19 protein-coding genes are annotated in these 20569 nt (G+C 53.3%); 17 read left to right on the plus strand and 2 right to left on the minus strand.

Going from position 1 to position 20569, the window contains the following annotated elements; genetic code table 11:
- Window positions 1–387: 387 nt before the first annotated feature.
- The 12 genes from SJI19_RS18160 (at window position 388) to glyA (ending at window position 13567) form a co-directional block, all read left to right on the plus strand.
- Complete coding sequence (locus tag SJI19_RS18160) at window positions 388–1431, plus strand: dipeptidase (protein ID WP_323479678.1); 1044 nt, start codon at window positions 388–390, stop codon at window positions 1429–1431.
- A 143-nt stretch (window positions 1432–1574) separates the two neighbouring features.
- Window positions 1575–1646, plus strand: a complete 72-nt coding sequence (gene pqqA, locus SJI19_RS18165; protein WP_213989677.1) for a pyrroloquinoline quinone precursor peptide PqqA — start codon at window positions 1575–1577, stop codon at window positions 1644–1646.
- A 56-nt stretch (window positions 1647–1702) separates the two neighbouring features.
- Window positions 1703–2617: a pyrroloquinoline quinone biosynthesis protein PqqB gene (gene pqqB / locus SJI19_RS18170; protein WP_323479679.1), complete on the plus strand. Its 915-nt coding sequence runs from the start codon at window positions 1703–1705 to the stop codon at window positions 2615–2617.
- Between the two features lie 2 nt (window positions 2618–2619).
- Window positions 2620–3375, plus strand: a complete 756-nt coding sequence (pqqC, locus tag SJI19_RS18175) for a pyrroloquinoline-quinone synthase PqqC (protein WP_323479680.1) — start codon at window positions 2620–2622, stop codon at window positions 3373–3375.
- Window positions 3372–3653: a pyrroloquinoline quinone biosynthesis peptide chaperone PqqD gene (pqqD, locus tag SJI19_RS18180; protein ID WP_323479681.1), complete on the plus strand. Its 282-nt coding sequence runs from the start codon at window positions 3372–3374 to the stop codon at window positions 3651–3653. The genes pqqC and pqqD overlap by 4 nt, the downstream gene beginning before the upstream one ends.
- Complete coding sequence (gene pqqE / locus SJI19_RS18185; protein ID WP_416347565.1) at window positions 3592–4785, plus strand: pyrroloquinoline quinone biosynthesis protein PqqE; 1194 nt, start codon at window positions 3592–3594, stop codon at window positions 4783–4785. Before pqqD ends, pqqE begins: the two co-directional genes overlap by 62 nt.
- Window positions 4782–7307, plus strand: a complete 2526-nt coding sequence (gene pqqF, locus SJI19_RS18190; protein ID WP_323479682.1) for a pyrroloquinoline quinone biosynthesis protein PqqF — start codon at window positions 4782–4784, stop codon at window positions 7305–7307. Before pqqE ends, pqqF begins: the two co-directional genes overlap by 4 nt.
- Before the next feature lie 740 nt (window positions 7308–8047).
- Window positions 8048–9481 (plus strand): HAMP domain-containing sensor histidine kinase, encoded by a 1434-nt coding sequence (locus tag SJI19_RS18195; protein ID WP_323479683.1) that lies wholly within the window; start codon window positions 8048–8050, stop codon window positions 9479–9481.
- 6 nt (window positions 9482–9487) lie between these two features.
- Window positions 9488–10291, plus strand: coding sequence for a two-component system QseEF-associated lipoprotein QseG (locus SJI19_RS18200; RefSeq protein ID WP_323479684.1), 804 nt, complete (start codon window positions 9488–9490; stop codon window positions 10289–10291).
- Window positions 10288–11625, plus strand: coding sequence for a two-component system response regulator GlrR (glrR, locus tag SJI19_RS18205; protein WP_323479685.1), 1338 nt, complete (start codon window positions 10288–10290; stop codon window positions 11623–11625). Before SJI19_RS18200 ends, glrR begins: the two co-directional genes overlap by 4 nt.
- Window positions 11626–11691: 66 nt before the next feature.
- Window positions 11692–12030: a nitrogen regulatory protein P-II gene (glnB, locus tag SJI19_RS18210; protein WP_323479686.1), complete on the plus strand. Its 339-nt coding sequence runs from the start codon at window positions 11692–11694 to the stop codon at window positions 12028–12030.
- A gap of 283 nt (window positions 12031–12313) precedes the next feature.
- Complete coding sequence (gene glyA, locus SJI19_RS18215; RefSeq protein ID WP_323479687.1) at window positions 12314–13567, plus strand: serine hydroxymethyltransferase; 1254 nt, start codon at window positions 12314–12316, stop codon at window positions 13565–13567.
- A gap of 108 nt (window positions 13568–13675) precedes the next feature.
- Here the strand turns inward: glyA and csiE are convergent, their stop codons facing one another.
- On the minus strand, window positions 13676–14953 hold the full coding sequence (gene csiE / locus SJI19_RS18220) for a stationary phase inducible protein CsiE (RefSeq protein ID WP_323479688.1): 1278 nt from the start codon (window positions 14951–14953) through the stop codon (window positions 13676–13678).
- A 221-nt stretch (window positions 14954–15174) separates the two neighbouring features.
- Here csiE and SJI19_RS18225 point away from each other — a divergent pair, with 221 nt between their 5' ends.
- Window positions 15175–15801: a DUF1007 family protein gene (locus tag SJI19_RS18225; RefSeq protein WP_323479720.1), complete on the plus strand. Its 627-nt coding sequence runs from the start codon at window positions 15175–15177 to the stop codon at window positions 15799–15801.
- Between the two features lie 80 nt (window positions 15802–15881).
- Complete coding sequence (locus SJI19_RS18230; RefSeq protein WP_323479689.1) at window positions 15882–16775, plus strand: nickel/cobalt transporter; 894 nt, start codon at window positions 15882–15884, stop codon at window positions 16773–16775.
- Window positions 16776–16974: 199 nt separating this feature from the next.
- Here the strand turns inward: SJI19_RS18230 and suhB are convergent, their stop codons facing one another.
- The gene (gene suhB, locus SJI19_RS18235) at window positions 16975–17778 is read right to left on the minus strand and encodes an inositol-1-monophosphatase (RefSeq protein WP_323479690.1); all 804 of its coding nucleotides are present in this window, start codon (window positions 17776–17778) and stop codon (window positions 16975–16977) included.
- A 117-nt stretch (window positions 17779–17895) separates the two neighbouring features.
- Between suhB and trmJ the strand changes: the two genes are divergently transcribed.
- The 3 genes from trmJ to SJI19_RS18250 all read left to right on the plus strand — a co-directional run bounded on the left by trmJ (window position 17896) and on the right by SJI19_RS18250 (window position 20519).
- A complete protein-coding gene (gene trmJ / locus SJI19_RS18240) occupies window positions 17896–18690 on the plus strand; it encodes a tRNA (cytosine(32)/uridine(32)-2'-O)-methyltransferase TrmJ (protein WP_323479691.1) in 795 nt (264 codons plus the stop codon).
- Window positions 18691–18773: 83 nt separating this feature from the next.
- Complete coding sequence (iscR, locus tag SJI19_RS18245) at window positions 18774–19268, plus strand: Fe-S cluster assembly transcriptional regulator IscR (protein WP_323479692.1); 495 nt, start codon at window positions 18774–18776, stop codon at window positions 19266–19268.
- 54 nt (window positions 19269–19322) lie between these two features.
- Complete coding sequence (locus tag SJI19_RS18250; protein ID WP_323479693.1) at window positions 19323–20519, plus strand: IscS subfamily cysteine desulfurase; 1197 nt, start codon at window positions 19323–19325, stop codon at window positions 20517–20519.
- The last annotated feature ends 50 nt before the right edge of the window (window positions 20520–20569 follow it).

Genomic DNA, 20569 nt, shown 5'->3' on the forward strand with positions numbered 1-20569 from the left:
TGTCATGCATTTTGCCGATGTTGAGTATCCGATAGCCTTGTCGTTTTAGCCGATTGCAGTGTTTCAGGTTTTCACGTCCAATTCGCTGCGTGTAAAGCTTGTTTGTTTAGATCGCAAAAGCCGCCAACATCCGATGAAATCAAACCCACGATGCACAATCGAGTTGTGCAAAACCGTTGCTATAAGGTGTGCCCCGGAGCTCAGTAACGTGCCGGGACATCAAGCTTTTTCGCGTGGATTATTAGCGGCCCGCAACAGACACGCTACCGAATACCAGCATTTTTGTTACAAAATTGCGGTGCCGAACCAACGCAAAAATTATTTTTTGCGCTAATACTATGAATAGAGAATGAAAAACCAGCGAAGGAAAAATGGGGTTCTGGCTCAATGAATACTGATATTCCCCAACCTTTTTTTGATGGTCACAACGACCTGTTGCTGAATTTGTGGTTACATCATGGTGATGATCCGGCTGAGGCTTTTTACGCCGGGCTGGTGGGGCAGCTCGATTATCCGCGAATGCGCCGCGGTGGGTTTGCCGGAGGTCTGTTTGCGGTGTTTGTGCCACCGGCAGCGTATTTGACCAATATGCGTCTACGGGGAAGCATAAGAGACGAGACGGATTGCGCTCCGTTGGCCATTTCTGCAGCACAGATCGAGATATTGCATACATTGGCGCAAGATTCTCAAGGCCGGGCGCGTATCTGTCGTTCGGTAGATGATATCGAATATTGCCTGCGGAACAATGTGTTGGCGATGGTATTGCATCTTGAAGGCGCACAATCCCTCGATACGGATCTGCTGCTGCTAGATCAATTTTACCAGCAAGGTTTACGCAGTATCGGTCCCTTCTGGAATGAGCAAAATCAGTTTGGCTCTGGAGTGAAGGGCGATTTCCCCGGATCGCCGGATACCGGACCCGGCATGACGCCGGCAGGCAAAGCGCTTATTGAGGTCTGCAATCAGAAAAGGATTCTGATTGATTTGTCACATATGAATGAGAAAGCGTTTTGGCAAATGGCTGAATTGAGTGATGCCCCCTTGGTGGCGACACACTCCAACGCGCACACCATTTGCCCACAGCCACGCAATCTTACCGATATGCAATTGGCGGCGATTGCCGCCAGTGATGGTTTGGTCGGCGTCAACTTTGGCACGGCATTTCTTCGCGGGGACGGTAAACATGACGGGGGTACGCCGATAACCGACATTGTCAAACATCTGTGTTATCTCATTGACAGGATTGGTGAAGACCGGGTCGGTTTCGGTTCCGATTTTGATGGTGTCAACGTGCCTGACGCATTGGGTGATGTTGCCGGCATGCCGCGGCTGCTGGAGGCAATGACCCGGGCGGGTATCAATGATGCCTTGCGTGAGAAGCTGGCCTGGCGCAACTGGCTGAGGGTGTTGATGCGGACATGGGGTGGATAAGGAAGTATTGAGCCGCTCCACCCCCGCGCAATATAACCGAATGCCACGTGATGATGATTTTTTGTTGTGCTTTGGATTACCCCTCGTTGTGGGTGGGAACGGTGATACTTTATTTAAAACCAGAGAGGAGAAATATGATGACTGTGTGGACAAAACCGACGTTTGAAGACTTGCGCCTTGGTCTGGAAGTGACGCTTTACATTTCCAACCGTTAATCTTCAATGCCCGCGCTACTGCGGGCATATTTCTTTTTTAATGTTCCGGTTAACATATGCAGATAAAAATTTTAGGCTCCTCGGCTGGCGGAGGATTTCCACAATGGAATTGTAATTGTAAAAACTGCCAGGGCGTACGCACCGGCACGATCAAGGCCTCCAGACGGACGCAATCCTCTATTGCCATCAGTGACAACGGTACTGAGTGGGTGCTGTGCAATGTTTCACCCGATATTTACCATCAAATCCTGGCGACCCCGGAATTGTCACCCTCACCCGGCGTGCTGCGCGGTACCGGTATCGGGGCCATTATTCTCACCGACAGCCAAATAGATCATAGCGCGGGTTTGCTTAATTTGCGGGAAGGATGCCCGCATAAAGTGTGGTGCACTGACGAGGTACATCAGGATTTAACCACTGAGTTTCCTCTGTTTCCTATTCTTTCGCACTGGAAAGGCGGGCTCGAACACTACCCCATTGTGCCAGGGCGGCCATTCAGCGTCTGCGTCAGCCAGACGATACGGTTCACGCCAATTCCGTTGCTGAGCAATGCACCGCCTTATTCCACATACCGCGACTGCCCGCTGCCGGGCCACAACATTGCGTTGTTTATGGAAGACGGCCGCAGCGGTAAAAGTCTGCTCTACGCGCCTGGTTTGGGCGAGCCGGATGAAACGCTGATGCCGTGGCTGCAAAAAGCGGATTGTTTGCTGGTCGACGGCACTCTGTGGCGTGATAACGAACTCGCTCTCACCGGCGTCGGCCAGCATACCGGCAGAGACATGGGGCATATGGCGTTATCGGAAGAATGGGGCCTGGCCGCATTGCTGGCCTCCCTGCCCGCTGAACGCAAGATCCTTATCCACATTAATAATACCAATCCCATCCTCGATGAAGACTCTGTCGAACGGCAAAGTCTGACGCGACAAGGCATCGAGGTGAGCTGGGATGGGATGCTGATTGAGGTATAGCTATGACACAAACGCAACCGCTGTCTCCGCGGGCCTTTGAACAGGCGCTGCGGGACAAAGGCGCCTACTACCATATCTACCATCCCTACCATATCACCATGCATAACGGCCGGGCGACCCGTGAACAGATCCAGGGCTGGGTGGCGAACCGTTTTTATTATCAGACCAGCATCCCACTCAAAGATGCGGCTATTATGGCCAACTGCCCGCATCCGGAAGTGCGTCGCAAATGGGTGCAACGCATCCTTGACCATGACGGTCACGGCGACGGAGACGGCGGTATTGAAGCATGGCTGCGCCTCGGCGAAGCCGTGGGCTTGGCGCGTGATGTGCTGCTGTCCGATGAAAGGGTGTTGCCGGGCGTGCGCTTTGCTGTGGATGCCTATGTCAATTTTGCCCGTAGCGCCAACTGGCAGGAGGCAGCGTGCAGCTCGCTGACCGAGCTGTTTGCGCCGCAGATCCATCAGGCGCGGCTTGATACCTGGCCCGGCCATTATCAGTGGATTGAAATGGAGGGCTACGGCTACTTCCGCAGCCGCCTGAGTCAGGCGAACCGCGATGTGGAACATGGGCTACAGCTGGCGCTGGAGTATTGCGACAGCGTGGAAAAACAGCAGCGCATGTTGGAAATCCTCCAGTTTAAATTGGATATCCTCTGGAGCATGCTGGATGCCATGAGTATGGCGTATGAATTGCAACGTCCCCCTTACCATACCGTCTCCACCGAGTCAGTCTGGCACAAAACGAGACTGGTATGACGGAGCTTAATCCATCTCAGACGCCGATGTTCCGGCGCGGCTTCCGCTTGCAGTGGGAAGAAAAGCAGAACAGCCATGTCATCCTCTATCCAGAAGGGGTGGCGAAACTCAACGATAGCGCCGCTGCCATTCTGCAGTTGGTGGACGGCAAGCGAACCTTGGGTGATATTATTAACGATCTCTGCGCCCGTTTTCCGCAAGCGACGGGGATTGGCGATGACGTCACAGAGTTTTTTGGCCAAGCCTACCGGCAAAAATGGATTATCTTTCGTGAATGAGCTCAACCCGACCGTGAACCCGCCGCTATGGCTACTGGCGGAGCTCACTTACCGTTGCCCGCTGCAGTGCCCATACTGCTCAAACCCCCTCGATTTCGCGGCGCAGGACGAAGAGCTGACGACCGCACAGTGGATCGAGGTATTCAAACAGGCGCGTGCGCTGGGCAGCGTGCAACTCGGTTTTTCCGGCGGCGAGCCACTGATGCGCAAAGATCTGGCGGAGCTGATCGCTGCCGCCCACGACCTTGGCTTTTACACCAACCTCATCACCTCGGGTATCGGCCTGACGGAGAAAAAACTGCAGACCTTCGCGGACGCCGGTCTTGATCATATCCAAATCAGTTTCCAGGCCAGCGATGAAACCCTGAACGCTGCGTTGGCGGGGTCGAAAAAAGCCTTCCAACAGAAGATGGCGATGGCAAAGGCAGTGAAAGCACATGGTTATCCGATGGTGCTCAATTTTGTGTTGCATCGTCATAACATCGATCAGATCGACCGCATTATTGATCTTTGTATCCAGTTGGAAGCGGATGACGTCGAACTGGCCACCTGCCAGTTTTATGGTTGGGCCCAACTGAACCGGGAAGGGCTGCTGCCAAGGCGGGAGCAAATCGTGCGCGCCGAGCAGGTAGTGAAGCGCTACCGTGAGAGCATGGCGGAGAGCGGCAATTTGACCAATCTGCTGTTTGTTACGCCCGATTACTACGAAGAACGGCCCAAGGGCTGCATGGGCGGCTGGGGCGCCATTTTCCTCAGTGTCACGCCGGAGGGCACTGCGCTGCCCTGTCACAGCGCACGTCAGTTGCCGGTTAAATTTCCCTCGGTGCTGGAGCATGACCTGGACCATATTTGGCACCGCTCCTTCGGTTTCAACCGCTATCGCGGTTTCGATTGGATGCCGGAGCCGTGCCGCTCATGCGACGAAAAGGAGAAGGACTACGGCGGCTGCCGCTGCCAGGCTTTTATGTTGACCGGCAGCGCCGACAATGCCGACCCGGTTTGTGCGAAATCGGCTCACCATGACACGATCCTCGCCGCGCGGAAAATGGCCAACCGTACTCGGATTCAGGTTCATGAGTTACAGTTCCGTAACCGCGTCAATTCACTGTTGATCTTTAAAAGCAGCCTGTGAGCGGGGGCCGGCAGATAGCGCGGCTCCGGCTGGCGAATGGTTTAAGGCTTTGTTTACGGCATGATGCGCAGGCAACCGAAGCCGCTGCGCTGCTGCAGGTGGCCGTAGGCAGTGATGCTGAACCACCGGCCTGGCCGGGTTTGGCTCATTTGCTGGAACATCAGCTTTTCACCGGCAGCAAAACCTATCAACAGCAACAGCGGTTGTTAGCCTGGATCCCGGCGCATGGGGGGAGATTGAATGCCACCACCCGCAGCGATCGTTCCGCCTTCTTTTTTGCCCTCGATCCCACAAAGCTGGCGCCAGCTTTGGCTCGCTTGGCAGATATGCTTGCCGCACCGTCATTTGATCTTGCTGCCCTGGAACAAGAGATCAATGTGATTGAGGCGGAATACCGGTTGTTGCTCAATGACCCGGACACTTTATGTGACGCGGCGCAGCTGCATCTGTTTGATGGAGCGCCGGCCCTGAGGCGTTTTCAGGTGGGTAATCGTGTTGCTTTTGGCGCGGATTTGCCGTCTCTGCAACAGGCACTGCAGGATTTTCATCGATGTCACTACCAGGCCGGTCAAATGACACTGTGGCTGCAGGGCCCGCAACCGCTGGCTGAACTGCGCGCGCTGGCAGACCGCTTAGGTGCCTGCCTGCCCGCAAGCCGGACCGTCATCCCGTCGGTGCCGTTACGGTTGGCGACCCGTGGCGACGCTATGCTACGTGTGGCTGGTGCTCCACGGCTGCGCCTGAGTTTTGCCCTGAACGGCTGGCAGGATTGTGACGCCGGTTGGTTTGATGTGTTGCGCACCCTGTTAAATGATGAGGCGGACGGTAGCCTGATGGCCTGGTTGCGAGAACGTGAATGGTGCGACGGTGCCCGTCTGATGAACAGCTGGCGCGGCACGGATGTGGCCATCGTCGCGGTGGAATTTACCTTGGCCCAAGCCGACCCCGCTTTGGGCGTACAGGTGGAACGCGGGTTTTTACACTGGCTAAAACAGCTGTCCGCTCTGTCGGAGCAACAACTGCAGCATTATGCTTGGCTGGCACAGCGGCGCTTTGACAGCCAAACACCACTGGATCAGCTGCGGGATCTGGCTTTTGATGCTCCGGCGTTGTCAGGTATCGATACCCATACCTGGCAACGCTGGCTGTCACGGTTCCGGCCGGAGGGGATAAGTCGTTTATGGTTAGATGAGCAGGTGACGGGGATCCTGGCGCACTGCCGGGGTTTTTCGCTACAGCTTGCCCCGTTTATTCCTCCAGCAGTGGCACCCAGCCCGGTGCCGACATGTTGTTTCCCTGCCGGCCACTCATCTGCTTGGACGCAACCTCTACCATGGATGCCGTCAGTATCGCGAACGGTTTTGCCGGTCGAGTCCGTCAGATTGCGGCATATAGCGGCGGCGGAGGCTGCGGTGCTTATGCTTTACTCCGCGCCCGGCAGTGATTTTACTCAGCTTCAGAAACATGTTCTGCACGCGGCACTGAGGGCTCCGGCGGCGAATCTGGCCCATGGCGGGGGCGAGATTCGCATTGAGTGGCTGCAGGGCGCCTGGTTGCTACAGCTTGGTGCTGATGATGACACAATGTCTTGCGCGCTGGAGGCGATAAGTACACGGCTAAGGGGGCTTTCTGAGTGGATGATTCGCCAAGGACAACGTGCTCGGCAGCATGAATTGCAGCAAGAACAGGGGCAGATCCCGGTACGCCGACTTTTGCGCCAACTGCCGTGCTGGCTGTCGGCGGTGATCGGGGAAGATAATAGCACTGTCCACTGTCTGGCTGATATCTCATGGCAGGGCACCCTGTATGGCGGCACAGCCAGCCTGCATCACAGGCTGTCCCATATGCTAAGCTGTTTCCCCGGCACCTTTACAACACCAACGTTCCCCTCCTCGGCGGCAACAGCGGCTCCATTAGTTGCTGTATCGTCATGTGCTGATGCCTCAACTCCCGCAGTCTACGGGCAAACGGGGGTGACGCGTTTTACACTGACGCAAACCGAGGGAGATAATGCCTTTGTACTTTTTTGCCCGTTGCCGGATACCGACATCAACACCCAACTCGCTTGGCGTCTGCTGGGGCTGATTTATCAGCCGCTGTTCTTCCAACAGTTGCGCGTAGAGCAGAATGTCGGCTATGTCGCCAACTGTCGTTTTCATGATATGGCTTGGCGATCGGGCATTTTATTTGTGTTGCAATCACCGCATCTTAACGGTGAAGACTTGCATCAGCGCACGCTATTATTTTTGCAACAGATGGATCAGCGGCTCGGCGAGATGCCGGTGGCTCGCGTTGCCGAACTGCGCTCAACGCTCTGGCAGATGCTGACCCACCGGGATGCAAACCGCTTTATCCGTGCCAGGCAGGCGTGTTTTACTCTTGATCAGGCACTCACCACACCCCAAGCACAGGCGCGCCTTGAGAAAATAGACCAAAAAGCGCTAAAACGCTGGCACCGAATTTTTAGCCACGCTGCCACACATAGCCGCGATACCATGGTGGCCACGACTACCATTGAATAATGCTTTGACCTAAAGCAAGGCTACAGACATTACCGAGTACGCGTTGCGCAAAACCGTTACCCATGGCTACCATCACAGGGGATAGGTCGTGTTTTTCAGGGGTGGACGCATGTGTTTGTTACCCGATATGCCGTCGTGGGCAGCGAGAAGGCAATACTTTTGATCGTGCACCTTACCTTTGGTTTAGGTGTTGATCGGACTGTGTGGCATAGGAATGAGACGGTGTAGGGGTAGTGTCGCTTTTTTTATGATTATCACTGTTTGAGTGTCTCTGATCGAAGACATATAACTATATGTTTTTAAATAATAAAATATTTACTGTGAATTAGCGTCTCTAAATGGAGACAGTTATTTGCGGTAATAACGAAATTTTAACGTTAAATGCGATGCTGATTATTTTATTATTGTTTTTTATCAGTTAGTTAAATAAATAATTTACTTTTGGCATAATAACTGCATAATATTGCCCAGTTGCTCATTCACCCTGATATGACAATGTTGCCTGATAGTTTGTGGCCTATATTGCATCATAACTTCCGAATGACGCCAAAGAACGGTGCCTATCGTCCAACAATACCGATAATTGCCTCGCGGCTTTATCAAACTTAGGACGACACGTTGAGTGAGGCACCCCCTATTGAGTAAAAAAAAGCACTTGCCGCAAGGTTGAGTGCTTTTTTTTTGCTTTCTTAAGCTGGCTGAAGCGGATAGCATTTGTTTACCTTGGCGGTCAATACAGGATGTTGGGTTTGAAAAGATGGCGTCTGTTTCCCCGATCGTTGCGACAGTTGGTGATCCTGGCCTTTACGTTGGTGCTGTTGCCGCTATTGTTGCTGGCTTTCCAGGCGTGGCAAAGTCTGGATAATTTGAGTGAACAGGCGGCGGATATTAATCGGACCACGTTGGCTGATTCCCGACGGATTGAGTCTATGAGCAGCGTGGCATTGGAAATGGAGCGCAGCTATCGACAATATTGTGTGCTTGATGACCAGACGTTAGTCAACCTTTACCAAAATCAGCGCAAGCAGTACGCGCAAATCCTTAACGTGCGGGCTGATAGATTGCCGAATCAAGATTATTACCATCGATTGTCTCAATTGTTGGAGCAACTGGAGCATGTTCAGTGCGAAAACAGTGGGCCTAATGCCGAAGCGTCGATATTACTCAGTGATTTTTCCCATGCTAATAACGATATGGTGCGCGCGATCCGGAGTCATATTTTTTTGCGGGGACAGCAGTTGCAGCAGGCTATCGCCGAGCGCGGCCATTTTTTCGGTTGGCAGGCGTTGTTGTTATTTCTATTTAGTTTGACCTTGGTGATGCTGTTTACCCGGATGATTATCGGTCCGGTAAAAACCGTTGAGCAAATGATTAACCGGTTGGGGCAGGGGCGTCCCTTGGACGATCGTGTGACCTTTACCGGTCCGCGTGAAATTCAGTCTTTGGCGCAGCGTATTTTGTGGTTGAGCGAGCGTTTATCCTGGTTGGAGTCTCAACGCCATGAATTTTTGCGTCATATTTCACATGAATTAAAAACGCCATTGGCCAGCCTGCGTGAAGGGACGGCGTTATTAGCGGATGAAGTGGCGGGGCCGTTAACCGTCGATCAGAAAGAGGTGGTGACGATTCTCGACAGCAGTAGCCGCCATTTGCAGCAGTTGATTGAGCAGTTGCTGGATTATAATCGCAAGCTGGCCGATAGCCCGGCGGAATTTGAGGATATTGCGCTGCGTGAGATGGTCGATGCGGTTATTGTCGCCCACAGTCTACCGGCTCGGTCAAAAAATATCCGCACCGAGGTCGGGCTGGAATGCGAGCGTTGTCGGACACAGCCGGAATTATTAATGCGTGTGCTTGATAATCTCTACTCCAATGCGGTGCACTATGGTGAGGAATCCGGTACCATTTGGATCCGTGGCAAACAGGCCGCAGGGCGCATCATTATAGAGGTTGCCAATAGTGGGAAATCCATTCCATCCGCTGAGCAAAGCATGATTTTTGAACCTTTTTTCCAGGGCAGCATCCAGCGCAAAGGTGCGGTTAAAGGCAGTGGCCTGGGACTGAGCATCGCGCGTGACTGCGTACGTCGCATGAATGGCGAGCTGAGTTTGGTTGCGGTGGAGTATGCCAGTGTTTGCTTTCAAATAGATTTACCTTTTAACCGCCGGGAATAAATAACCATGACCTTATGTAACTCATCGGCGATTTACCGGCTGGTCAGTATGCTGCACCACCCGTTTAAAGACGTCGTGCGCACCCGGTCGGGACGTTCTTTCGCCCCCTTGTGTTGCTGTTTGCTGTTGTTGGGGTGCTCCAGCCAGTCTGTGCGTACTGGTCTGGGGTCGACATCTTCTCTGGAACAGCATTTGGCCACGCCAGGGCAGCATGTTGCCGAATGTCGTGAACTTTGGCATACCGACGATCAGGCTACCTTGGCGGATGCTCGCTATTGGCTGCGCGCGATGCAATGCGCTGAACGTATTACGCCAACCCAGGCCAGGCTCTTGGCTGCCGAGCAGGACGGTGAAACCTGGTATGAGGCGTTTCGGCAAAGTCTTTTGCTCAATTCAGCCGGCATCAGCGTGATCGAACGTCGCGAAAGTTATCAGCATTTATTGGGTTTTCGTTCCCGGTTCCCTGCTGCAGTCTACCCCTTGTTCAGAATGTGGCGTCAGCAGCAGGCGCTGCGCCTTATGCTCGCTGAGGCGCGTAGTCATAACCAGCAACAGGCGGAGGCAAGTGCTGCCCAGATTGAGCAGATGCGGATACAGCAGATCGAATTACAACGTAAACTGGATGTGACGTCTCGTAAGCTGGAAAATCTGACAGAAATCGAGCGTCGTTTATCGGCCCGCAAACAACAGCTAGCGCCGGATATGCCTGATAATGACGATACTGCCTCTTCGCCAACGGTTCCGGCTAAAACACCGTCCACCACCGGCCATGGGGCCGGTGTAACGCAACAGGGAGCCGGGAGCCAATGAACCAGCGTCGATCCGCCAACCTGTTGCTGGTTGATGACGATACCAGTTTGCTTAAACTGCTGGGAATGCGTTTGACCAGTGAGGGTTTTCATGTCACTACCGCAGAAAGTGGTCAGGAAGCGTTACGGTTGCTGGTTCGTGAGAAAATCGATTTAGTCATAAGCGATTTGCGCATGGATGAAATGGATGGTTTAGCGCTGTTTGGCGAGATTCAGCGCTACCAACCAGGAATGCCGGTGATTATTCTTACTGCCCACGGTTCTATCCCTGATGCGGTGGCTGCGACGCAAAAGGGGGTATTCAGTTTTCTGACCAAACCGGTGGATCGCGATGCGCTGTATGAGGCTATCGATAATGCCCTGCGCTTATCGATGCCGGCGGGGGACGATAGCTGGCGTGATGCCATAGTGACACGTAGTCCGCTGATGTTAAGGCTGTTGGAGCAATCGAGAATGGTGGCGCAGTCGGACGTCAGCGTGTTGATCACCGGCCAAAGCGGTACGGGTAAAGAGATCCTGGCGCAAGCCATCCACGCGGCCAGTCCGCGGGGAAAACACGCGTTTATCGCCATCAACTGTGGTGCGTTGCCGGAGCAGTTATTGGAATCCGAGTTGTTTGGACATTCGAAAGGCGCATTCACCGGCGCGGTGAGCAGCCGTGAAGGGTTGTTTCAGGCTGCGGCCGGGGGAACCTTGTTTCTCGACGAAATCGGCGATATGCCGTTATCCTTACAGGTTAAACTATTGCGGGTATTGCAAGAGCGCAAGGTGCGGCCGTTGGGCAGCAATTGGGATGTCGATATTGATGTGCGGATTATTTCCGCCACCCATCGCGATTTACCAAAAGTGATGGCTGCGGGGGAATTTCGCGAGGATCTCTATTATCGCCTGAATGTAGTCAGCCTGAAATTACCCACGCTGCAGGAACGCGCTGAAGATATTCCGATCTTGGCGACCCACTTACTGCGTGCCGCCGCGCAGCGGCATAAGCCATTTGTTCGCAGTTTTTCCACTGACGCCATGAAACGCCTGATGGCGGCGAGTTGGCCGGGTAATGTACGCCAGTTGGTTAACGTGATAGAACAGTGTGTGGCTTTGACATCCGCGCCGGTGATCAGTGAAGCACTGGTCGAGCAAGCGCTGTCTGGAGAAAACACCATATTGCCGACCTTTGTTGAGGCGCGGTTGCAGTTTGAATTACATTATCTGCGTAAATTACTGCAGATTACTAAAGGGAATGTAACCCAGGCGGCGAGGATGGCCGGCCGAAACCGGACGGAATTTTATAAACTGTTGTCCCGCCACGAGCTGGATGCAAATGATTTTAAAGCATAAGTTGGCTCTGTTTTACCCGATGACGTGCGGCAAGCGCCGCCAATCAGCTTGCAAAAGGGTTTTGTGATGAAAAAAATTGATGCAATTATCAAACCGTTCAAATTGGACGATGTCCGCGAGGCCTTGGCGGAAGTCGGCATTACCGGCATGACCGTAACCGAGGTAAAAGGCTTTGGCAGGCAAAAAGGGCATACCGAGTTGTATCGCGGTGCGGAGTACATGGTGGATTTTCTGCCCAAGGTGAAAATAGAGTTGGTGGTGTCGGATGATATCGTCGACAGTTGTGTGGAAACCATTATGAATACCGCCCAGACTGGCAAAATTGGGGATGGCAAAATATTTGTTTTCGACGTGGCGCGCGTCGTGCGTATCCGTACCGGTGAGCAAGACGAAGAAGCGATATAATTCCAGTGCAGGCAGTCCCGACGCGGATAACGGTCGGGTCCGCCGGTTTTTCTGTCATGAAAAGACTGCCACGGGCATGAAAAAATTTCCCGATCCCTTCCCAACGCCCGCCCAACGCCCGTTCTGAGGTACCCTACGGTATCGTTTGCGTAAAAACCCCATCCAGACCCTATCGGAACGAGGGCAAAAAAGTTTACACTATCGCTATGACCATTCCGGATTTTAATTGTTTTTTTTATTGACAGAATTCAGCCAGCCGAGCCAGCTGATTTAGGAGAAGCGGATGTTAAAGCGTGAAATGAACATTGCGGATTATGACGCCGAACTTTGGCAAGCAATGGAGCAAGAAGTGGTGCGCCAGGAAGAGCATATCGAGCTGATTGCTTCGGAAAACTATACCAGTCCCCGCGTAATGCAGGCACAGGGCTCGCAGCTGACCAATAAATATGCCGAAGGTTATCCGGGTAAACGCTATTATGGCGGATGCGAATTTGTTGATGTGGTTGAGCAACTGGCCATCGATCGTGCCAAAGAGCTGTTTGGTGCCGACTACGCCAATGTGCAGCCGCATTCAGGTTCTCAGGCAAACTTTGCCGTTTACACCGCACTGCTACAGCCTGGTGATACCGTTCTGGGTATGAATCTCGCCCACGGTGGGCACTTGACCCACGGTTCGCCAGTAAACTTTTCCGGTAAACTTTATAACATCATCCCTTATGGCATTGACGAAAGCGGCCATATCGATTACGCCGAATTGGCTGAACTGGCGTTGAGCCACCGTCCTAAAATGATTATCGGCGGTTTCTCCGCTTACTCCGGTATTGTGGATTGGGCCAAAATGCGCGAAATTGCCGACAGCGTTGGCGCCTATCTGTTTGTGGATATGGCACATGTAGCGGGACTGGTTGCCGCTGATGTCTATCCTAACCCGGTACCTCATGCTCATGTGGTCACTACCACCACCCATAAGACACTGGCGGGTCCGCGTGGCGGTTTGATTCTGGCCAAAGGCGGCAGCGAAGAACTGTATAAAAAGCTAAATTCCGCAGTGTTTCCTGGTGGGCAGGGCGGTCCATTGATGCACGTCATCGCGGGTAAAGCGGTTGCGCTAAAAGAGGCTATGGAACCAGCGTTCCGTATCTACCAGCAGCAGGTGGCTAAGAATGCCAAAGCGATGGTGTCGGTATTCCTGCAGCGCGGCTACAACATCGTGTCCGGCGGCACTGAAAACCATTTGTTCTTGGTGGATTTGGTGGATAAAAATATTACCGGTAAAGAAGCCGATGCAGCCCTGGGCCGGGCAAATATTACGGTTAACAAAAACAGCGTTCCTAACGATCCGAAAAGCCCGTTTGTCACCTCTGGTATTCGTATCGGTACTCCGGCGGCCACGCGGCGCGGTTTTAATGAGCATGATGTGCGTGAACTGGCTGGCTGGATGTGTGACGTGCTAGACAGCATCCATGATGAAGCCGTGATTGAACGCACCAAACAAAAAGTGCTGGATATTTGCGCCCGTTATCCGGTTTATGCCTGATACCGGCAAACGTCACTGGCGTTTGTTGGCTTGCCCAATAGGGTAAGCGGGTAGTATTGAACGGCCCTCGTTGACAGGGCCGTTTTTTTTGGGGTACCGGCGGTTTGCTTAGATGCTGCCCTGTCGTGAGGGCGCTTCAAGCAGTTGGCGGATCCGCTCTTGTTGGGAGGGTGCCAGCGGCAGGTGGACCAACATCAGCGGAGGTGAAAATAACGGCAGCGTCATGGCAAATGGCGTCACAATCAGCGCGGTATTTTGGGGCGCCCCTTGCGCATGAAACTCGTCCATGGGCTGGAATTTGATGTTCAGCGGCAGCAAGGTCAGTTCGCGGATCTGCAGTTCCAGTGGTTTTTCTTCTTGCCCCTGGCTTTTAGTCAGAATGACCACCTGCCGCTCTTGCAAATCATTATCATGCATCAGCCAGGCACCAAATATTACGGCTATCAGGCCCACCTCCTCACAGGAAAACTGCATACGGTATGCGGCTTCAAACGACATGACTGCGATGCGTGTGGTGCGCAGTAGCCGAGGATATTTTTCTTCCACTTCTGACTGCAGGGTATTGTCGATGCCTACATGAAAATAGCCTCTTTCCAATGCGGCGCCAAGATGGGAAAATAACTGATTGGCCAGCATTTCTGGCTGGTTGAATGTCATACTGGCCAAGTGTTCAAAGTCCTGAATCAGTTTTTCCACTGCTTGCAGTAAGCGTCGGTCGCTCTCGGAATTGGCCTGCGGCAGATGAGGCGTCTTTAATTGGTTAACCAGCAGAGTGAAACACAGTAATTCCGTCGTGGGCAGTGGCCATTGGCGAAACATCTCCGTCACTGGGCGATATTCGGCCTTAAGCTGCAGCCATTGCTGCTGATGTTGAGTAAAGTCTGGATGGCATTGAAGATGGCATTGAATGAGAACATAACGCAGATAGAGCAACAAAAATGCGCGGTCATAGGCGGCGGCCTGCCGACCGAGCAAGGCGAGATAGTGCTCCATCAATTCCTCGATCCGTTCCCGTGTTGCCTTAAGCTCCGCCGGTAGCCCGAGCCACTTTTGTTCCAGCAGGGGTAAAAAGTGACAGTCTACTTTTGTCGGACACAGGCGCAGCGCTCGGCGCATGCCTTCGATCAGGCACAATCGCTGATTGAGAATATTGCCTTCTATCCGATAGCTGCCATCGTGGCGTACGATTAGTGTCAGATGGTATATTTGCCGGATTTCGCGCGCGATATGCGCGAGATCCCGCTGGGTTACCAGCACGTCGTCGTCGTTACACTGGGCAAGGGAATGTAGCGTTAAAGACGATAACGGCGCAAAAAGCATCAACAGTAAATGGCTACGACGCTGGAAACCGGAAAGCACTGGTACCTGCCGGGTGTTCACTCTCATTGGTTGAGATGACCTTGGGTTAGCGTTATTGCCAAGAATAGCGAATTAATCACCGGTCTGGGCGGTTAGCGGTTTATTATCCGAGCAGCGTCACGTTTTAACCGGTTTGGGCCGCCGTGATGGGGGCGGTTCATAGAAAGGGGACTCGACCACGTTGGACATTGATTATGTTATGTAGCGACTATCGCGTGACGGCGCGAAATACGGCAGTATGGCACGGCATGATCCGGTTATTGCTGTGGTTAAGTTGGACTATCAGCGCTTCGGCCCTGGCTCACCCGCACAGTTTTATTGACATGAAAACGGAAATCGTTAGTCAAGATTCACGGCTTATCGGTTTGAAAATGACCTGGACCATGGATGAAATTACCTCTTCGGACGTATTTTACGATGCCGCCGACGCTAAACCCGGTTCTGTGACCTGGAAAAAATTGGCGGCGCAGGTGATGGCCAACGTATTGGGCCAACATTATTTCACCGAAATGTATCGTGACGGCCAGCGGATAAAATTTGAAAATTTACCTGCGCAATATCATTTGTATCGTAACGGATTGAAAGCCACGCTGATGTTTGTGATGCCGCTGGCGCATCCTCCGCTACTTGCCGGCTCCCCGATTATCTTTTCGACCTACGACCCCACCTATTTCGTTGATATGACGTATCAAGGCCCCGCCGCTATAACCCTGCCGTCAACGGTGGCGTCGCGCTGCACCATCGCGTTGGCGACCCCGACGCCGAATGTGTCGCTGCAGGCTTATGCGCTTTCACTGGATAAACCTGGCTCACCGGGCGTGGATATGGCGCTCGGTAAACAATTTGCTCAACGGGTAACACTGCAATGTCACTAAACCGGTTAATTTCACGTACCCCAGGTGCGCAACAGCGACCATTCGCGTCCTTCTGGTTGCTCGGGGGGCTGTTAGTTATCATGCTAACGCTAATTTGCGGGTTGATTTTGTATTGGCCGCAGATTTTCGAGCAAAGCGTACTCTGGCAAAAACTGCTTCATCAGCACTTGGTGTTATTGATCCAACGGGTGCAGGAGAATCCCAGCCGGGCCGGCAGCGGGCTGCTGTGGTTTAGTTTACTTTATGGAGTATTGCACGCCATCGGGCCTGGCCACGGCAAAATGGTGATTTCTACCTACCTGGCGACCCATCGTTCCAGGTTGAAGATGAGCCTGTATATGACGCTGGCCGCCTCCTTGTTGCAGGGTGCGGTGGCGATCGTTCTGGTGTCGAGTGTTTTGGTTGTCCTGCGCCTGTCTTCCCGGTTTTTACATCTCGGTGAATTCTGGTTGGAAAAAAGCAGCTATCTGCTGATGGCGGTGCTTGGCCTGATCTTATGCCAGCGCGCGGCCCGACGCGGTTGGTCCATTATAGCGACGCGCAATCACCATCATCATCATGATGGCTGCGGTTGCGGACATCATCATTTGCCCGATGGCGAGCAATTAAAAACCGTCGATGGTTGGCGCACCCGGCTGGCGGTGATACTGGCGATGGGCATTAGGCCCTGTTCCGGGGCGGTGCTGGTATTATTGTTTGCCAAAGTCCTGGGGGTGTATCTCTGGGGGGTATTGGCGGCGATAGTGATGGCGTTCGGCTCGTCGTTTACACTGCTGCTGGTCGCGTTGTTGGTGTTTTGGAGCCGTCAGTTGGCACAGAAACTGGCACAACACCACGATGGGGGATCGGGGGCTGGCGTAGCTTGGAGCATACTCTCGTTTGCGGGAGGTGCACTGCTAATCCTGGTCGGCGTAGTGCTGTATATCAGCGCACAGCCCATGTTTATGGGCGGGATTGGACCTTTTAGCCATTAACTGGCCTGATGATAGCCAAAACAATGCGACACAGTGTTAGCAAGCCACCTGCTCAGCGGTAGTAGCCTGAGCAGTTTTGCCAACGGCATGCAGCCCTAGAGACGCATTACTGACACCGGATGCCAGGCTATCCAACAGTCTCTACGGCCATAGAGAAATCCGGGCGCGTTGGTCCGGTGGCCGCGATCCTTTCGCGGGCTTAACGTTTAAGCGCGTCACTCAACTCTTCGCGCATGGCCGCTAGCATGGCTTTGACTACCCGGGGATTACCCGCCACCAGGTTACCTGAGTTCAGGTAGTTATGGCCACCGACAAAATCGGTTACCAGACCGCCCGCTTCTCTGACCAGCAGCTCGCCGCCGGCGTAGTCCCAAGGTTTTAAGCCAATTTCAAAAAATCCATCCACCCGGCCGGCGGCTACGTAGGCCAGATCCAGTGCGGCAGAGCCGCTACGACGGAAATCAGCACATTGCTTAAACAGTTTGCTGATGAGATTCATATAGCTATCAGAGTGCTGCTTGAGTTTGAAAGGAAAACCGGTGGCGATGATGGTGCCTTCCAAATCGCGTGAGGTGCTGCCACGCAGACGATAACCGTTAAGCTGAGTGCCTTGGCCACGGGTTGCGGTGAACAGCTCGTTGCGCATGGGATCGTAAACGACAGCCACTTCAGTGCGGCCTTTAATGCGTACGGCGATGGAAACAGCGAAATGGGGGAGGTGTTTAATGAAGTTGGTGGTGCCATCCAGTGGGTCGATAATCCATTGTACATCGCCATCTTCACCGGGCAACTCACCACATTCTTCACTAATAATAGTGTGCTGTGGGTAAGACTTGCGGATAACTTCGATGATTAAACGTTCCGCCTCGCGATCGACGTTGGTCACGAAGTCATTGTCGCCTTTCTGGCTGGCTTCAACAGCATCGGGGGTTTCATAATGTTTGGCAATTAAATTACCGGCCTTTCGCGCAGCGCGAATGGCGATGTTGAGCATCGGATGCATGGATATCGTCCACTAAGATGTTAAAGAACTAAAACGGCACGGATTATAGCAGAGCCACAGCAAAATACCTACGGCTGTGATAATATATTGCCCACTTCTCCTCTGCCATATAAGACTATGCTACACAATATTCGCGTCGTTCTGGTTGAAACGTCCCACACCGGCAATATCGGCTCCACCGCCCGGGCCATGAAAACCATGGGTCTGAGCAATCTTTATTTGGTCAACCCACTGACTAAACCCGATTCCCAAGCCATAGCACTCTCTGCCGGGGCCAGCGACATCATCGGCAACGCCACCCTGGTTGATAGCCTTGACGAAGCCTTATCCGGCTGCGGCCTGGTGGTCGGCACCAGCGCGCGTTCCCGCACCTTGCCCTGGCCGATGCTCGACCCCAGGGAGTGTGGCGCCAAGTGTATCCAGGAAGTGGAACATGCGCCGGTGGCACTGCTGTTTGGCCGTGAACGGGTCGGTCTGACCAATGAGGAATTGCAAAAATGCCACTTCCACGTTGTCATCCCGGCCAACCCGGAATACAGCTCATTAAACCTGGCCATGGCAGTACAAATCCTGGCTTATGAAGTCCGCACCGCTTTCCTGGAACACCAGCGGGCGGCCACGCCGGCTAGGGTTCACGATGAGTCACCTTATCCGCTAGCGGAAGAAGTGGAGCGGTTTTACCAACATTTGGAACAGGTGCTCAACCATACTGGCTTTATCCGCCAGGCGCATCCGGGACAGGTGATGAGTAAACTGCGTCGCTTATTTACCCGTGCGCGCCCGGAAGCCCAAGAATTGCATATCCTGCGCGGTATCCTGACATCTATCGAGCATATGTCGCCGGCGCGGCATGAGCGATCGGCAGACGCAGACGTTGCGGCGGAAAAGGTGATACGGCACAATAATACTTGAGTAAAATGGTTGGTTAAATAGTTGACTAAATTAGTCGGGAATGGCAGACTTTTGATATAATTCACCCACCAGGATACATCATTATGAGATTGACTTCCAAGGGTCGCTACGCGGTTACTGCTATGCTAGACGTTGCTCTGCACTCTAACGAGGGCCCCGTGCCGCTGGCGGAAATATCCGAACGTCAAGGGATTTCCTTGTCCTATTTAGAGCAACTGTTCTCTCGTTTGCGCAAACATGAGCTGGTGGCCAGCGTGCGTGGACCAGGCGGTGGTTATCTGTTGGGCAAGGGCGCTGACCAAATCGCCGTTGGCGCCATTATCACCGCCGTTGACGAGTCCGTTGATGCAACCCGTTGCCAGGGCAAGGAAGCTTGCCAGAACGGTGATCGCTGCCTGACGCATACGCTGTGGCGCGATCTTAGCCTGCGTATCAGTGATTTCTTGAATAATATTTCTCTGGCCGAACTGGTCAACAACCAAGACATTCTGGATGTCGCAGATCGGCAAAACAATGACATTCGCCGTACCACCAACGGCCGCATTCAAGAAACCATCAACGTGAATCTGCGTGCATAAGCAGAACACGGTGGCTGCGGCGCTTGCCTGCGGTCTTTCAGGGGCATAAACGCAATGAAATTACCTATCTATCTGGATTATTCCGCCACCACGCCCGTCGACCCTCGGGTGGCGGAAAAAATGATGGGGTGTCTCACCCTGGACGGGACCTTCGGTAATCCCGCGTCCCGCTCACATCGTTTTGGCTGGCAGGCGGAAGAAGCGGTAGATATCGCACGTAACCAAATCGCGGAATTGGTGGGTGCCGATCCGCGCGAAATTGTGTTTACTTCCGGTGCGACGGAATCCGATAATCTGGCGATAAAAGGCACGGCTGGTTTTTATCGCGACCAGGGCCGGCATATCATCACCAGCCAAACAGAACACAAAGCCGTACTCGATACCTGCGAGCAACTGGAGCAGGAAGGTTTTTCCGTGACCTATCTGGCGCCGCAGGCCAGCGGGATTATCGATCTCGGCGATCTGGAAAGGGCGATGCGCCCCGACACGATCCTGGTGTCAATCATGCATGTGAATAACGAAATTGGCGTCATCCAGGATATTGCGGCCATCGGTGATTTATGCCGTAATCGCGGGATCATTTTTCATGTTGACGCCACGCAAAGCGTAGGAAAAATTGCCATCGATCTCAATGAATTGAAGGTCGATTTAATGTCGTTCAGTGGCCATAAAATATATGGTCCGAAAGGGATCGGCGCGCTGTACGTTCGCCGTAAACCCCGGGTGCGAATTGCCGCCCAAATGCACGGTGGCGGCCATGAACGTGGTATGCGATCCGGCACGCTGCCGGTCCACCAGATTGTCGGCATGGGCGAAGCATTCCAGATTGCCAAGGCGGAAATGGCCAGCGAATCACGTCGTTTGCGCGCGCTGCGTGATCGACTCTGGACGGGGCTCAACGGGCTGGAAGCGGTCCATCTTAACGGTTGTCTGGAGCAGGGCGCGCCCAATATTCTTAATGTCGGCTTTAACTATGTGGAAGGCGAATCACTCATTCTGGCATTAAAGGATCTGGCGGTTTCTTCAGGTTCCGCGTGCACCTCCGCCAGTCTGGAGCCGTCCTATGTCCTGCGCGCCTTGGGGGTTAATGCGTCGTTGGCCCATAGTTCGATCCGTTTTTCTCTGGGGCGCTACACCACCGAAGAGGAAATCGACTTTGCCATTGCGCTGATCAATACTGCCATTGGCCGCCTGCGCGGTTTCTCGCCAGAGTGGATGGCGTTTAAACAACACCAGAAGTTAACCCGCTGAGCTATTGTTATACCCTGAGTAATTTACGTCGCAGGAAAACCAAGGCCCAT

The organism is Acerihabitans sp. TG2, assembly GCF_035013185.1.
GTDB lineage: Bacteria > Pseudomonadota > Gammaproteobacteria > Enterobacterales > Enterobacteriaceae > Acerihabitans.

Coding starts and splice junctions, on each gene's coding strand:
- pqqD (WP_323479681.1), top strand. CDS start 3,372: ATGACGGAGCTTAATCCATCTCAGACGCCGATGTTCCGGCGCGGCTTC.
- SJI19_RS18230 (WP_323479689.1), top strand. CDS start 15,882: ATGCTAACGCTAATTTGCGGGTTGATTTTGTATTGGCCGCAGATTTTC.
- iscR (WP_323479692.1), top strand. CDS start 18,774: ATGAGATTGACTTCCAAGGGTCGCTACGCGGTTACTGCTATGCTAGAC.
- SJI19_RS18200 (WP_323479684.1), top strand. CDS start 9,488: ATGACCTTATGTAACTCATCGGCGATTTACCGGCTGGTCAGTATGCTG.
- glyA (WP_323479687.1), top strand. CDS start 12,314: ATGTTAAAGCGTGAAATGAACATTGCGGATTATGACGCCGAACTTTGG.
- pqqE (WP_416347565.1), top strand. CDS start 3,592: ATGACGTCACAGAGTTTTTTGGCCAAGCCTACCGGCAAAAATGGATTA.
- SJI19_RS18195 (WP_323479683.1), top strand. CDS start 8,048: ATGTTGGGTTTGAAAAGATGGCGTCTGTTTCCCCGATCGTTGCGACAG.
- SJI19_RS18225 (WP_323479720.1), top strand. CDS start 15,175: ATGATCCGGTTATTGCTGTGGTTAAGTTGGACTATCAGCGCTTCGGCC.
- glnB (WP_323479686.1), top strand. CDS start 11,692: ATGAAAAAAATTGATGCAATTATCAAACCGTTCAAATTGGACGATGTC.
- csiE (WP_323479688.1), bottom strand. CDS start 14,953: ATGAGAGTGAACACCCGGCAGGTACCAGTGCTTTCCGGTTTCCAGCGT.
- trmJ (WP_323479691.1), top strand. CDS start 17,896: ATGCTACACAATATTCGCGTCGTTCTGGTTGAAACGTCCCACACCGGC.
- SJI19_RS18250 (WP_323479693.1), top strand. CDS start 19,323: ATGAAATTACCTATCTATCTGGATTATTCCGCCACCACGCCCGTCGAC.
- suhB (WP_323479690.1), bottom strand. CDS start 17,778: ATGCATCCGATGCTCAACATCGCCATTCGCGCTGCGCGAAAGGCCGGT.
- pqqB (WP_323479679.1), top strand. CDS start 1,703: ATGCAGATAAAAATTTTAGGCTCCTCGGCTGGCGGAGGATTTCCACAA.
- SJI19_RS18160 (WP_323479678.1), top strand. CDS start 388: ATGAATACTGATATTCCCCAACCTTTTTTTGATGGTCACAACGACCTG.
- glrR (WP_323479685.1), top strand. CDS start 10,288: ATGAACCAGCGTCGATCCGCCAACCTGTTGCTGGTTGATGACGATACC.
- pqqC (WP_323479680.1), top strand. CDS start 2,620: ATGACACAAACGCAACCGCTGTCTCCGCGGGCCTTTGAACAGGCGCTG.